The organism is Pseudoxanthomonas sp. Soil82, from assembly GCF_040446535.1.
Taxonomy (GTDB): Bacteria; Pseudomonadota; Gammaproteobacteria; order Xanthomonadales; family Xanthomonadaceae; genus Pseudoxanthomonas; species Pseudoxanthomonas kaohsiungensis.
The window spans coordinates 298,763-311,565 of record NZ_JBEAAK010000003.1 but is presented as its reverse complement, the minus strand read 5'-3'; the positions used below and the strand labels follow the sequence as shown (position 1 = coordinate 311,565).

14 protein-coding genes are annotated in these 12,803 nt (G+C 69.1%); 6 read left to right on the top strand and 8 right to left on the bottom strand.

Annotated elements, in window-relative coordinates; all coding sequences use genetic code 11:
- The 8 genes from ABKA19_RS10420 to asnS all read right to left on the bottom strand — a co-directional run bounded on the left by ABKA19_RS10420 (position 1) and on the right by asnS (position 6,812).
- On the bottom strand, positions 1-1,383 hold the full coding sequence (locus tag ABKA19_RS10420) for an FAD-dependent oxidoreductase (RefSeq protein WP_353688837.1): 1,383 nt from the start codon (positions 1,381-1,383) through the stop codon (positions 1-3).
- A gap of 67 nt (positions 1,384-1,450) precedes the next feature.
- A complete protein-coding gene (gene kynU, locus ABKA19_RS10415) occupies positions 1,451-2,725 on the bottom strand; it encodes a kynureninase (RefSeq protein WP_353688836.1) in 1,275 nt (424 codons plus the stop codon).
- 34 nt (positions 2,726-2,759) lie between these two features.
- Entirely contained in the window at positions 2,760-3,323 is a 564-nt protein-coding gene (locus ABKA19_RS10410) for a 3-hydroxyanthranilate 3,4-dioxygenase (RefSeq protein WP_162377393.1), read from the bottom strand.
- Between the two features lie 44 nt (positions 3,324-3,367).
- Entirely contained in the window at positions 3,368-4,033 is a 666-nt protein-coding gene (can, locus tag ABKA19_RS10405; protein WP_162377392.1) for a carbonate dehydratase, read from the bottom strand.
- A gap of 64 nt (positions 4,034-4,097) precedes the next feature.
- Positions 4,098-4,733, bottom strand: a complete 636-nt coding sequence (locus ABKA19_RS10400) for an FMN-binding negative transcriptional regulator (RefSeq protein WP_353688835.1) — start codon at positions 4,731-4,733, stop codon at positions 4,098-4,100.
- A 4-nt stretch (positions 4,734-4,737) separates the two neighbouring features.
- Entirely contained in the window at positions 4,738-5,037 is a 300-nt protein-coding gene (locus ABKA19_RS10395; protein ID WP_162377390.1) for a hypothetical protein, read from the bottom strand.
- Positions 5,034-5,339 (bottom strand): hypothetical protein, encoded by a 306-nt coding sequence (locus ABKA19_RS10390; RefSeq protein ID WP_353688834.1) that lies wholly within the window; start codon positions 5,337-5,339, stop codon positions 5,034-5,036. Before ABKA19_RS10390 ends, ABKA19_RS10395 begins: the two co-directional genes overlap by 4 nt.
- A 72-nt stretch (positions 5,340-5,411) precedes the next feature.
- The gene (asnS, locus tag ABKA19_RS10385; RefSeq protein ID WP_353688833.1) at positions 5,412-6,812 is read right to left on the bottom strand and encodes an asparagine--tRNA ligase; all 1,401 of its coding nucleotides are present in this window, start codon (positions 6,810-6,812) and stop codon (positions 5,412-5,414) included.
- 183 nt (positions 6,813-6,995) lie between these two features.
- On the opposite strand from asnS, the gene ABKA19_RS10380 reads away from it, so the two are divergent.
- The 6 genes from ABKA19_RS10380 (at position 6,996) to ABKA19_RS10355 (ending at position 12,689) form a co-directional block, all read left to right on the top strand.
- Positions 6,996-7,328: a HesB/IscA family protein gene (locus tag ABKA19_RS10380; protein ID WP_353688832.1), complete on the top strand. Its 333-nt coding sequence runs from the start codon at positions 6,996-6,998 to the stop codon at positions 7,326-7,328.
- A gap of 213 nt (positions 7,329-7,541) precedes the next feature.
- Positions 7,542-9,344, top strand: a complete 1,803-nt coding sequence (locus tag ABKA19_RS10375; protein ID WP_353688831.1) for a DUF885 domain-containing protein — start codon at positions 7,542-7,544, stop codon at positions 9,342-9,344.
- A 305-nt stretch (positions 9,345-9,649) separates the two neighbouring features.
- Complete coding sequence (gene rpsF, locus ABKA19_RS10370; protein ID WP_162377385.1) at positions 9,650-10,078, top strand: 30S ribosomal protein S6; 429 nt, start codon at positions 9,650-9,652, stop codon at positions 10,076-10,078.
- A 23-nt stretch (positions 10,079-10,101) separates the two neighbouring features.
- Positions 10,102-10,332, top strand: a complete 231-nt coding sequence (gene rpsR, locus ABKA19_RS10365; protein WP_052633502.1) for a 30S ribosomal protein S18 — start codon at positions 10,102-10,104, stop codon at positions 10,330-10,332.
- Positions 10,333-10,495: 163 nt separating this feature from the next.
- Positions 10,496-10,945 (top strand): 50S ribosomal protein L9, encoded by a 450-nt coding sequence (gene rplI / locus ABKA19_RS10360; RefSeq protein WP_162377384.1) that lies wholly within the window; start codon positions 10,496-10,498, stop codon positions 10,943-10,945.
- Between the two features lie 334 nt (positions 10,946-11,279).
- Entirely contained in the window at positions 11,280-12,689 is a 1,410-nt protein-coding gene (locus ABKA19_RS10355; protein ID WP_162377383.1) for a replicative DNA helicase, read from the top strand.
- Positions 12,690-12,803 lie beyond the last annotated feature (114 nt).

The window sequence follows — 12,803 nt, the reverse complement described above, 5'->3', positions numbered from 1 at the left end:
TCAGTGCGCGCCCTCCAGGACCGGCAGGCGTTCGTGCACGCGGCGGCCAAGCGCCTCCCAGTCGATGCCGGACAGGTCGCGGCGTCCCTGCGTCGCCTCGACCAGCAGCTCGCGCTGGACCTCGCTGCGTTCCAGCGCCACCGCATACGGCGTGCGCATGAAGGTGACCATCGTGTAGTGCGGCACGAAGCGGGTCGGGTGGCGGTGCTGCAGGGCCCGCTCCAGTTCGCGCTGCAGCAGGAAGGCCGGATCGTCCACCCGGTCGCGCATCTCGATGTAGTTCTCCAGCGCCATGGCCTGGATCGCCGCGGCGTTGGGCTTGCGTTCCTGCTCGAACGCGGCGAAGGCCTGCGCCAGCGAAGCTTCGCGGTCCATCGCATCGGCCAGCGCCACGCAATCCTCGAAGGCGCAATTCATGCCCTGGCCGTGGAACGGCACCATCGCGTGGGCGGCGTCGCCCAGCACCACCGCCCGTGCGCCCAGGTGCCAGCGATCCAGGTACAGCGTGCCCAGCAGGCCGGGCGGGTGGTGCTCCCAGTCCTGTTCCAGGTCGGGGATCAGCGGCAGCGCATCGGGGAAGTCGCGGGCGAACAGCGCGCGAACCTCCGCGCCGCTGCGCACGCTGGCGAAGCTGGGATCGCCGCTGCCCGGCGCGGCGTGGTTGGGAAGGAACAGGGTGACGGTGAAGGTCCGCTCGTCGTTGGGCAGGGCGATGCACATGTAGCGGCCGCGCGGCCAGATGTGCAGCGCGTTCGGCTCGATCCTGAAACCGCCGTCCGCCGCCGGCGGGATGGTCAGTTCCTTGTAGGAATGGTCGAGGAATTCGGTGCGCTCGCCGATTCCGGCCCTGCGCACCATCTCCGCGCGCAGCGCCGACCCGGCGCCGTCGCTGCCGATCAGGGTCGAGAAGCGGATGTCCTGCGGCTGGTCGTCGCGGTCGTCGATCAGCCGGGCGTAGCCGGCGTCGAAGTCCACCGTATGCAGCCGGCGATGGAAATGGATGGTGGCGCCGGCCCGTTCGGCGGCCTGCAGCAGGGTGATGTTGAGGTCGGCGCGGTGCACCGACCAGATCACTTCCGAATCGTCGCGGCCGTAGGGCTGTAGCTGCAGCGAGCCGTCCAGCCCGTGGATCATGCGCCCGCGCATCATCACCGCCTGCGCCATCACCGCCTCGTCGACGCCGGCCGCGCGCAGGGCGTGGCGTCCGCGCTCGGCCAGGGCCAGGTTGATCGACCGCCCGGATTCGTAGCCCCTGATCCGCGGGTCGCCGCGGCGCTCGTAGACGGTGACCTTCCAGCCGCGCTGCGACAGCAGGATCGCCAGCAGCGAGCCGGCGAGGCCGGCGCCGATCAGGGTCAGCTCGCGGTGCCGGTCGCCGTCCAATCGTTGCTCTCCGCCGTCCGCGTCCCCGCCGGGGACGGCGGTCCGGCTGTTGTCCGGGGGCGCCTGGTCAGACACCGCGCCAGTGCTCCACTTCCTCGACGAAGCGCAGCACGTCGGCGAAGCGGTTGTACAGCGGCGCGGGCGAGATGCGGATGATGTCCGGCTCCCGCCAGTCGCCGAGGATGCCGGTGTCGCGCAGGTAGTCGAACAGCTCCCGGCCGCGTTCGCGACCGCCGGCCACGCGCAGCGACAGCTGGCTGCCGCGGCGCTGGGTCTCGGCGGGGGTGACGATGTCCAGCGTGCCGACCAGCCGTTGCCGGATCAGCGTCTCCAGGAAGCCGGTCAGCTTCTCCGACTTGGCGCGCAGGGCGGCCATGCCGCCGGCGCGGTCGAACTGGTCGAGCGAAGCGCGCAGGGGCGCCAGCGCCAGCACCGGTGGATTGGACAGCTGCCAGCCGTCGGCGCCGGGGGCGGGCACGAATTCGGGCGCCATGCGGAAGCGGGTGGCCGGATCATGGCCCCACCAGCCGGCCAGGCGCGGCATCGCCGAACGGCCGTGGCGTTCGTGCACGAAGCAGCCGGCGACCGCGCCCGGCCCGGCATTGACGTACTTGTAGTGGCACCAGACCGCGAAATCGGCGCCGCTGTCGTGCAGCGCCAGCGGCAGGTTGCCGACCGCGTGGGCCAGGTCGAAGCCGATCGCCGCGCCCTGGGCGCTGGCCAAGCGCGCGATCGCCGGCAGGTCGAAGGCCTGCCCGGTGCGGTACTGGATCCCCGGCCACAGCACCAGTGCCAGGCGGGGGCCATGGAGGGCGATGGCGCGTTCGATGGCGGCCATCGAGATCGTGCCGTTGGGCTCGTCCGCGTCCACCTCGACCAGGTCCGTGGCCGGTTCGAAGCCGTGCAGCCGGATCTGTGATTCGACCGCGTGCCGGTCCGAAGGAAACGCGCCAGCCTCGATCAGGATCGCCGGCCGCGCGGCGGTGGGCCGGTAGAAGCTGGCCATCATCAGGTGCAGGTTCACGGTGAGCGTGTTCATCGCCACCACTTCCTGCGGCTGGGCGCCGACCAGCCGCGCCAGCGACTCGCGCACCAGGCCGTGGTAGGTCATCCAGGCAGTGTCCCCGCTGAAGTGGCCTTCGACCGCTTCACTGGCCCATTTGTCGAGCACTTCCAGCACGTGCGCACGGGCGGCGCGCGGCTGCAGGCCCAGCGAGTTGCCGACGAAGTACGTCTGCTCGCGGTCGCCGTGCCTGGGGATCAGGAACTCGCCGCGGAACGGGCGCAGCGGATCGGCGGCGTCCATGGCCAGGGCGTGGGTGCGGGCGTCGGCGTGGCTCATGGATTCCAGTTGCGCAAGGTGAGGCACGGCCGCATCAGGTGATGTCGGCCAGCGATTCGGGCTGCGGGTCGTAGCGGTCCGGGCGCGGATTGAGGTGGCCGCAATGCTTGCAGGTGCGGTGCTCGTCCGAGCCGTAGAACCGGTCGAACACCGGCGGGAAGTCCTGCTCGATGTCGCGCAGGTGGAAGTATTCCTCGTACAGCTTGTGGTTGCACTGTTGGCAGTACCACAGCAGGCCGTCGTCCTCGTGCGCCAGGCGCCGGCGTTCGACCACCAGGCCGACGCTGCCCGGCAGGCGCTGCGGCGAGTGCGGGACGCGCGGCGGCAGCAGGAAGATCTCGCCGGCGCGGATCGGGATGTCGCGCACCTTGCCCGCGCCGCCGTCCGGGTGTTCCTGGATGCGCAGCACCATCTCGCCCTCGAGCTGGTAGAACCACTCCGGGCCCTCGTCCCAGTGGAAGTCGGTGCGCGCGTTCGGGCCGCCCACGACCATCACGATGAAGTCGCCGTCGTAGATGCACTTGTTGCCGACCGGCGGCTTGAGCAGGTGGCGGTGTTCCTCGATCCAGGCCTGCAGGTTGAGCGGGGCGGGCAGCATGGCGGGTTCCTGCGGCAATGCGGTTACGGCGCGGGGCGCGCGGATCAGCGGTTCTCGCGGTCCTGGCGGATGCGGGCCAGGGCGGCGTCGTACTTGTCCGTCAGGCAGTCGATCGAATCGATGTCCATGCCCAGGTGGTGCACGCGGCCGTCCTTGAGGCTGTAGACCCAGCCGTGCACGGTCAGTTCCTGGCCGCGCGTCCAGGCGTCGCGGACGATGGTGGTCTGGCACACGTTGACCACCTGCTCGAGTACGTTGAGCTCGCACAGGCGGTCGTGCTGCAGCTCCAGGCCGCCGGAGGCGTGCAGGCACTCGGAGTGGCGCTCGGCCACGTCGGTCACGTGGCGGATCCAGTTGTCCACCAGGCCCAGCCGCAGCCGCGTCAGGCCGGCGTAGACGCCGCCACAGCCGTAGTGGCCGACCACCAGGATGTGCTTGACCTTCAGCACGTCCACCGCGAACTGGATCACCGACAGGCAGTTGAGGTCGGTGTGGACCACCACGTTGGCGACATTGCGATGGACGAATACCTCGCCCGGGGCCATGTCGATGATCTGGTTGGCCGGCACCCGCGAATCGGAACAGCCGATCCACAGGTATTCCGGCGCCTGCTGCTGGGAAAGCCGCGAGAAGAATTCCGGGTCCTCGGCGCGCACGCGCTCGGACCAGGCATGGTTGCGGCGGATCAGTTCGTTGAGTTCGTCGGCCATGCCGGCATTATCACAGACAACGGCGGCGTTGCCGCACCCTCCGGCGCGGGCCCGGCGCGACCATTCACTCCGGGCGTCGCCGGGCCAGGCGGTCGGCCATCAGCGCCGCCACCTCGGCCGCGGCGTCGCCCGGCTGCCGGCGCAGGCCGGCGATGGCGCCCTCGACATTGGCCGGCGGATGGTTCTGGTTGAGCTTGAACTTCAGTTCGATCCGGCTGGGGTGGAAGCGGAAGCCGACGATGCCGCGCAGCTGGCGGCGTTCGCGTTCGTCGTCCGGGTCGTAACGCCAGTGGCCGCCGACGGGCGGTTCGAAGCGCTCACCCAGGCGGGCCACGATCGAGGCCAGGTCGGCCTCGTCGTGCAGCGGTTCCAGCGTCCCGGACAGGTGCGCAGCGGCGTAGTTCCAGGTCGGCACGCGCGCAGCCTGCGCCTTGTCCGGATACCAGCCCGGCGAGATGTAGTGGTGCGGGCCGTGCACGACCAGCAGCGCCGGGCCGGCATGGCCGGCCTGCGCATTCGGGCGTGCCCAGTGGCCTTCCAGCAGCACCTGCCCGCCCTGGCGGGCGTAGAGCACCGGCAGGTGCGTGGCCACGGGCAGGCCGTCGCCGCCGGGGGTCACCAGGGTGGCGAAGGGGTCGCGCGCCAGCAGCCAGTCCAGGCCGGCCAGGTCCTGCTCGGCGAAGGCGGACGGGGTGTACACCCGCTCAGGCCCGGCGGCCGAGGCTCACGCTCATCAGGCCGACGAGTTCCTCGTCGCTGGGCGCGCGCGGCGGGGCGATCTCGTCCAGCGAAAAGCCGTGCTCAAGCGCATCGTCCTCGTCCAGCCCGTCGAACTCGACGTAACCGGCATCCAGCAGCATCGAGCGCGCGGTGTCCTCGCTGTCGTAGGCGTGCACCGCGCCCTGGTGGTCCAGGACTTCGGCGGTTCCGGCCTCGCGCTCGCGCAGCCGTGCCCAATGCAGCGTGCGGCCGAGCGTGGCCACCCACCAGGTGTCGCGGATCATGGCAGTACCTCCGCCGCCAGCCACAGCAGGCCGGCCAGCGCCAGGGAAACAAGGGTGGTCAGCAGCGCTATCCGCGCCGGGGTCGCCAGCCCGCTGAGCGAGTGGTCGGCGACGCGGCGGTAGCCGCCGGCGAGCAGCCAGCGCAGTGCGGCCGGGCTGGCGAACGCGCCGGGACCGAAATCCGCGGGGGTGCCCGCATGGCGGTCACGCACGTGCACCAGGGTCAACGGCCAGAAGATCACGAACGCGCTGGCGCCGGCGATCGCCACGCCGACGAAGCACAAAGCCAAGAACAAAATCATCGAGCTTGTGAAGTCCACATCAGATTGAACCCCGGCACATGGAGGTGCCGGCTCTTGCGAAGGACTCGCATATCAGAACTCGGCGCTGCCGGGCGCGCGCGGGTAGGCGATCGCGTCGCGGATGTTGGACAGGCCGCACACGTACACCACCAGGCGCTCGAAGCCCAGGCCGAAGCCGGCATGCGGCACGCCGCCGTAGCGGCGGAAGTCGCGGTACCACTGGTAGTGCTCGGGATCGAGGCCGAACTGGGCCATGCGCGCGTCGAGCACGTCCAGGCGCTCCTCGCGCTGGCTGCCGCCGATGATCTCGCCGATGCCCGGCGCCAGCACGTCCATCGCCGCGACGGTCTTGCCGTCGTCGTTCAGGCGCATGTAGAACGCCTTGATGTGCTCGGGGTAGTTCATCACCACCACCGGGCGGCCGACGTGTTCCTCGGTCAGCCAGCGCTCGTGCTCGGTCTGCAGGTCCAGGCCCCATTCGACCGGGAACTCGAACTTCCTGCCCGACTTCTGCAGCAGCCTGATCGCCTCGCTGTAGTCGATGCGCTCGAACGGGGCGTTGATGAAGCCCTCCAGCCGGGTGATCGCGTCCTTCTGCACGCGCTCGGCGATGAAGGCCATGTCGTCGGCGCGCTCGTCCAGCACCGTGCGGAACAGGTACTTGAGGAAGTCCTCGGCCAGGTCGGCATCGGCGGCCAGGTCGGCGAAGGCGATCTCCGGCTCGATCATCCAGAACTCGGCTAGGTGCCGGGTGGTGTTGGAGTTCTCGGCGCGGAAGGTCGGGCCGAAGGTGTAGACCTTGCTCAGCGCCAGGCAGTAGCCCTCGACGTTGAGCTGGCCGGACACGGTCAGGAAGGTTTCCTTGCCGAAGAAGTCGCGCGAGAAGTCCACCTCGCCGTCCTTGCCGCGTGGCAGGTTGGCCAGGTCCAGGGTGGAGACCCGGAACATCTGCCCGGCGCCCTCGGCGTCGGAGGTGGTGATGATCGGGGTGCTGATCCAGTAGAAGCCGCGCTCATGGAAGAAGCGGTGCACGGCCTGGGCCAGGCAGTGGCGGATGCGGGTGACCGCGCCGAACAGGTTGGTGCGCGGCCGCAGGTGGGCGAACTCGCGCAGGTACTCGAGCGAATGCTGCTTGGGCTGCATCGGGTAGGTCAGCGGGTCCTCGACCCAGCCGACGACCTCGATCCTGGAGGCCTGGATCTCGAAGCTCTGGCCCTGGCCCTGCGACGCCACCAGGGTGCCGGTGGCGATCACCGAGCAGCCGGTGGTCAGGTGCTTCACCTCGGTGTCGTAGTTGGGCAGGGCCGCCGGCGCCACGACCTGGATCGGGGCGAAACAGGAGCCGTCGCTGAGGTTGACGAAGCTCAGCCCGGCCTTGGAGTCGCGCCGGGTGCGCACCCAGCCGCGGACGGTGACCTCGCCGCCGGCGGGGATCCTGCCCGCGAGCGCATGTTCGACGCTGACCACCGTCATGGCTTGAATCCTTACGGCCTGGGCCCGATATCGGAAAGGAGCGGAAGTGTAGCGGCTGCGACCGCGCCGGTGCGAGGCACCGGGCCTGCCACCGCGTCGCTGCGTCCTGCATGGCACGCCAATCGCGGCGCCGGCAGGACGCCGCCTGCGCCTATAATCACCCAGCAATCCCGGAGATGCCCGATGGCCGTAACCCTGACCCCTGTCGCCCTCGATCGCGTGCAGCGCTTCCTGCAGCGCGACCCGACCGCGCTGGGCCTGCGTTTCGGCGTCGAGCGGACCGGCTGCTCCGGCTGGGGCCACGTGGCCGACCTGGCACGCGACCGCCGCGAGGGTGATGCGGTGTTCGAGCAGGACGGGGTGCGGATCTTCGTCGATGCGCAGAGCCTGCCGCTGGTCGACGGTACCCGGATCGACTTCACCCGCCAGGGCCTGAGCGAGACCTTCGTGTTCGAAAACCCCAATGCATCGGCCGAATGCGGCTGCGGGGAGAGCTTCACCACCGGGCCGGGCTGAGCCCAGCCTGCGCGGGAGTTCGCAGGAGCCCAGCCTACCGGCGACCAGGCACCGCCCCGGGCCGGTGGCGCAGATGCGTCGGCAAGTCCGGCGCCTGAGGCGAAGACCGTGCCATCGCGGCCTGGTCCGCATCCCGCCCGGATGGGGACCTGGGGCACAGCCGCCAGCGTGCCCGCCGCGTTAGTCTTGGCGTTTTCCGCCACCGGACTTTCCATGCGCCGCACCGTCCTGCTCGTCGCCCTGGCCGCCTGTCTTCCGTACCCGCCCGCTTTCGCCGCCGATACCCCGGTCGCCGCCGCGCGCAACGAGGCCGCCGCCGCGCTGCACCGCCTGTTCGATTCGGAATGGGAGCGCGGCCTGCGCGAATCGCCGGAGAACGCCGCCTACCAGGGCGACCGCCGCTTCGACGACCGCTGGAGCGACATGGGCCTGGCCGCGATCGAGCGCCGTGAAGCGGCCGACCGCGAGGCGCTGGCTGCGCTCAGGCGCATCGACCGGGCAGCGCTGTCGCCGGCCGACCAGCTCAATTACGACACCTTCGCCTGGCTGCAGGAGCGCACCGTCGCCCGGCAGAAATTCCGCGAATACCTGCAGCCGGTCGGCCACCAGGGCGGCGTGCAGACCGCCGATGGCATCGCCGAGCTGCTGCCGTTCGCCAACGCCCAGGATTACCGCAACTGGATCGCGCGCCTGGACGCGCTGCCGACCCTGATCGAGCAGACCACCGCGCTGATGAAGGCCGGCGTGGCCGCCGGCGTCATGCCGCCGAAGGTGCTGATGCAGCGCGTGCCCGGCCAGATCGCCGCGCAGGTGGTGGAGGACCCGGCCAGGAGCCCGTTCTACAAGCCGCTGCTGAAGATGCCCGAGTCGATCCCGGCCGCCGAACAGCAGGCGCTGCGCAAGCAGGCGCGCGACGCGATTACCGGCAAGGTGGTGCCGGCCTACCGCGAGTTCGGCCGCTTCTTCGACCAGGCTTACCTGCCGCACGCCCGCGACAGCATCGCCGCCACCGACCTGCCCGATGGCCCGGCGTACTACGACTTCCTCGCCGGCTGGTACACCACCACCGACCTGACCGCCGAGCAGATCCACCAGGTGGGCCTTGAGGAGGTGGCGCGGATCCGCGCGGAGATGGAGAAGATCCGCCAGGAAGTCGGCTTCAAGGGCGACCTGCAGGCGTTCTTCCAGCACCTGCGCACCGATCCGAAGTTCTTCTACCAGGAGCCGGCCGAGCTGCTGGAGGCCTACCAGGCCATGTCCAAGCGGATCGACCCGGAACTGGTGAAGGTGTTCCGCACCATCCCGCGCCTGCCGTACGGCGTGCGCCCGATCCCGGACAACATCGCCCCCGACACCACCACCGCGTACTACCAGCCGGGCGCGGTCGACGGTAGCCGGGCCGGCTTCTACTACGTCAACCTGTACAAGCCGGAAGTGCGGCCGAAGTGGGAAATGCTGGCGCTGTCGCTGCACGAGGCCGTGCCGGGCCACCACTTCCAGTTCGCGCGCGGCGCCGAGCTGCCGGACATGCCGATGTTCCGCCGCACCGCGTATTTCGTCGCCTATGGCGAGGGCTGGGGCCTGTATGCCGAGCGCCTGGGCTACGACATGGGCCTGTACGACGATCCCTACGACCGCATGGGCCAGCTGGCCTACGACATGTGGCGGGCGGTGCGCTTGGTGGTGGACACCGGCATGCACGCCAAGGGCTGGAGCCGGCAGCAGGCGATCGACTTCTTCATGGACAACTCGCCCAAGACCGAGCAGGACGTAGTCAACGAGATCGACCGCTACATCGCCTGGCCGGGGCAGGCCCTGGCTTACAAGATCGGCCAGCTGCGGATCTCGGCGCTGCGCGAGGAGGCCGCCCGCGAGCTGGGCCCGGCGTTCGACGTGCGCGACTTCCATGACGCGGTGCTCAACACCGGCTCGGTCCCGCTGGAAACCCTGGAAGCCCACATCCGGGCTTGGATCGCGACCCAGAAGGCGGTCAAGGCCAAGGTCAGTAAAAAATAGCAATATCAGTAAGATGCGATTAATTCATGATGTATTGTAGCAAGCTTTAGCCGTCGGGACGGCGGCCACGACTCGTCCCATGTGGTCGGGCCGGCCGCGCTCATGCGTCGGCCGGAATGGCCAATGCGTCGCGTGCCGTCCCGGGCGAAGCATGTTGTCCGGCAGGCGCATTTGCGTCCAAGTGTCTGAGCCTGCATAATTTCCGGCTCCCTGCGCCATCCGGGCAGGGACCTTGCTCCACCGCTTCCGTTCCGGTCGACGGGGGGCTGCCAGGCCCGCGAGGGCCGCATCCACGAGGAAATGCAATGAGCCGCCATTACGAAGTCGTGTTCCTGGTCCACCCGGACCAGAGCGAGCAGGTGCCGGCGATGATCGAGCGCTACAAGTCGACCATCGAGAACGGCAAGGGCACCATCCACCGCCTGGAAGACTGGGGCCGCCGCCAGCTGGCCTATCCGATCCAGAACCTGGTCAAGGCCCACTACGTCCTGTTCAACGTCGAGGCCGACCAGCCGACGATCGACGAACTGGTCGAGACCTTCCGCTTCAACGACGCGATCCTGCGCCACCTGGTCATCCGTCGCGACGGCCCGGACACCGAGCAGTCGCTGATCATGAAGACCAAGGACGAGAAGGGCGACAAGCCCGAGCGTGGCGAGCGCCGCCGCCGTGACGAAGAAGGCGAGGGCACGCCCGCCGCCGACAACGACGGCGACAACGCCGAAGCCGCCTGATCGCGCCCCCTAGGAGCACACCCATGTCCAAGTTCTTTCGCCGCCGCAAGTTCTGCAAGTTCACCGCCGAGGGCGTCAAGGAGATCGATTACAAGGATCTCAACACCCTGCGCCAGTACCTGACCGAGAACGGCAAGATCGTCCCGAGCCGCGTGACCGGCACCAAGTCGCGTTACCAGCGCCAGCTGTCGACCGCGATCAAGCGCGCCCGTTTCCTGGCCCTGATCCCGTACACCGACAACCACGACGTCTGATTTTGATGCGGGTCCTTCCGCCAGAAGCCCGCACATCCATGTGCGGGTGGTCAACGGAAAACCCCTCGATTTCCCAAGTGGCTGCTGATTCTTTTACGTCCGATCCGGACAGCGATCGTTGCGGCGCCCAGCGGGCGTCGCTAACGGATAGAGGAGCAATACGATGCAACTGATCCTTCTGCAGAAGGTGACCAACCTGGGCAACCTGGGCGACAAGGTCAACGTGAAGCCGGGCTACGGCCGCAACTTCCTGGTCCCGCAGGGCAAGGCCGTGCCGGCCACCGCCGCCAACCTGGCCGAGTTCGAAGCCAAGCGCGCCGAGTACGAAGCCAAGGCCAAGGCCGGCCTCGAGGATGCCCAGGCCCGCCAGGCCAAGCTCGAGGGCGCCAGCGTGACCTTGAAGGCCAATGCCTCGACCGAAGGCAAGCTGTACGGCTCGGTCGGCCCGCGGGACATCGCCGAGGCGTTCACCGCCGCCGGCCTGCCGCTGGAGAAGAGCGAGGTCATCCTGGGCGAAGGCCCGCTGCGCCACACCGGCGAGTTCGACGTGCTGGTCCACCTGCACGCCGACGTCGAGGCGACCGTCAAGGTCGTGGTCGAGCCCGAGGCCTGATCGACCGCTTACGGCCGTGGCCGGAATGGGTGTACCAACGGAGGGCGCCGCGAGGCGCCCTCCGCATTTGGGGCGTCGGCGCCGCGAGGCGCCCTCCGCATTTGGGGCGCCGGCGCCGGCAGGCGCCCTCCGCATCCGGTGCTCGCCGCAGCGGCCTCCGCACGTCGCAGCGCAGGTGCCCCGGTCGCATCTGGCGAGATGCCCACCGGTTATGCACAGGGTTATCTGCAACCCTCGGCTGGCCGCTCCGACTACGATGTCCGCTCCGGTTTTCCTACCTTCCATCGAGCGATCCGCCCAGCCTGGCGGACCCGCCCAGGAGTCCATCGCCCCGATGTCCGCACGCCCCGGCTTCCGCAACGACCGTGATCGCGACCGCGGTGACGCCCGCATCGAGCAGTTGCGCGTGCCGCCTAACTCGGTCGAGGCCGAACAGGCGGTGCTGGGCGGGCTCATGCTCGCGCCCGAGTCGTACGATGCGGTCGGCGACATCCTGGTGGAGAACGACTTCTACCGGCGTGACCACCAGCTCATCTACCGCGCGATCCGCGAACTGGCCGAAAAGAACCGGCCGTTCGACGCGGTCACCCTGGGCGAGTGGTTCGATTCCCAGGGCTACGCCGAGCAGATCGGCGGCGGCGCCTACCTGGTCGAGCTGGCGACCACCACGCCGTCGGCGGCCAACATCCGCGCCTATGCCGAGATCGTCCGCGACAAGGCCGTGCTGCGGCAGCTGATCGAGGTCGGTACCGGCATCGTCAACGACGGTTTCCAGCCGGAGGGCCGCGACAGCGCCGCGCTGCTGGCCAAGGCCGAGCAGGAGGTGTTCGCGATCGCCGAGGCCGGCTCGCGCGGACGCCAGGACTTCACCCCGGTCAACCGCGCGTTGACCGAGGCCTTCGAGGTCCTGCAGAGCCGCTACAACAGCGGCGGCGGCGTCACCGGCATGGCCACCGGCTATACCGAATTCGACGAGATGACCGCCGGCCTGCAGCCGACCGACCTGATCATCCTCGCGGCGCGCCCGGCGATGGGCAAGACCACGCTGGCGCTGAATATCGCCGAATACGGGGCGATGAAGTCGAAGAAGGCCGTTGCGGTGTTCTCGATGGAAATGTCGGCCTCGCAGCTGGCGTTGCGCCTGATCTCCTCGATGGGCCGGGTCAACGCGACCCGCCTGCGCACCGGCCAGCTGGAAGACGAGGACTGGAGCCGGGTCACCAGCGCGATCAAGATGCTGCGCGAGGTCAAGATCTTCATCGACGACACCCCGGCGCTGTCGCCGGACGTGCTGCGCTCCAAGGCTCGCCGGCTCAAGCGCGAGCACGGCCTGGGCCTGATCGTGATCGACTACCTGCAGCTGATGCAGGTCCCCGGCAACAGCGAGAACCGGGCCACCGAGATCTCCGAGATCAGCCGCTCGCTCAAGGCGCTGGCCAAGGAGCTCAACGTGCCGGTGATCGCGCTGTCGCAGCTCAACCGCTCGCTGGAGACGCGTACCGACAAGCGCCCGGTGATGGCCGACCTGCGCGAATCGGGCGCCATCGAGCAGGATGCGGACCTGATCGTCTTCATCTACCGCGACGACTACTACAACCGCGAGAACTCGCCGGACAAGGGCCTGGCCGAGGTGATCATCGGCAAGCAGCGAAGCGGCCCGACCGGCTCGGTCAAGCTGAAGTTCTTCGGCGAGTACACCCGCTTCGACAACCTGACCCACGATTCGGTGGGCGTGTTCGAGTAGGGAAGGGCCCGGCCATTGCGGCCGGGTTCCGGCGTGCGGACAGACACCTCGCGCTCACGATCGGCGCCTTACCATCCGCCTCCAACCCGGCCGGAGCGGCCGGATCGTCCATGC

Bases quoted from the DNA above. Each gene is read 5' to 3' on its own strand.
- kynU (WP_353688836.1), bottom strand. From the start codon at position 2,725: ATGAGCCACGCCGACGCCCGCACCCACGCCCTGGCCATGGACGCCGCC.
- ABKA19_RS10410 (WP_162377393.1), bottom strand. From the start codon at position 3,323: ATGCTGCCCGCCCCGCTCAACCTGCAGGCCTGGATCGAGGAACACCGC.
- can (WP_162377392.1), bottom strand. From the start codon at position 4,033: ATGGCCGACGAACTCAACGAACTGATCCGCCGCAACCATGCCTGGTCC.
- ABKA19_RS10395 (WP_162377390.1), bottom strand. From the start codon at position 5,037: ATGATCCGCGACACCTGGTGGGTGGCCACGCTCGGCCGCACGCTGCAT.
- ABKA19_RS10390 (WP_353688834.1), bottom strand. From the start codon at position 5,339: ATGATTTTGTTCTTGGCTTTGTGCTTCGTCGGCGTGGCGATCGCCGGC.
- asnS (WP_353688833.1), bottom strand. From the start codon at position 6,812: ATGACGGTGGTCAGCGTCGAACATGCGCTCGCGGGCAGGATCCCCGCC.
- ABKA19_RS10380 (WP_353688832.1), top strand. From the start codon at position 6,996: ATGGCCGTAACCCTGACCCCTGTCGCCCTCGATCGCGTGCAGCGCTTC.
- ABKA19_RS10375 (WP_353688831.1), top strand. From the start codon at position 7,542: ATGCGCCGCACCGTCCTGCTCGTCGCCCTGGCCGCCTGTCTTCCGTAC.
- rpsF (WP_162377385.1), top strand. From the start codon at position 9,650: ATGAGCCGCCATTACGAAGTCGTGTTCCTGGTCCACCCGGACCAGAGC.
- rpsR (WP_052633502.1), top strand. From the start codon at position 10,102: ATGTCCAAGTTCTTTCGCCGCCGCAAGTTCTGCAAGTTCACCGCCGAG.
- rplI (WP_162377384.1), top strand. From the start codon at position 10,496: ATGCAACTGATCCTTCTGCAGAAGGTGACCAACCTGGGCAACCTGGGC.
- ABKA19_RS10355 (WP_162377383.1), top strand. From the start codon at position 11,280: ATGTCCGCACGCCCCGGCTTCCGCAACGACCGTGATCGCGACCGCGGT.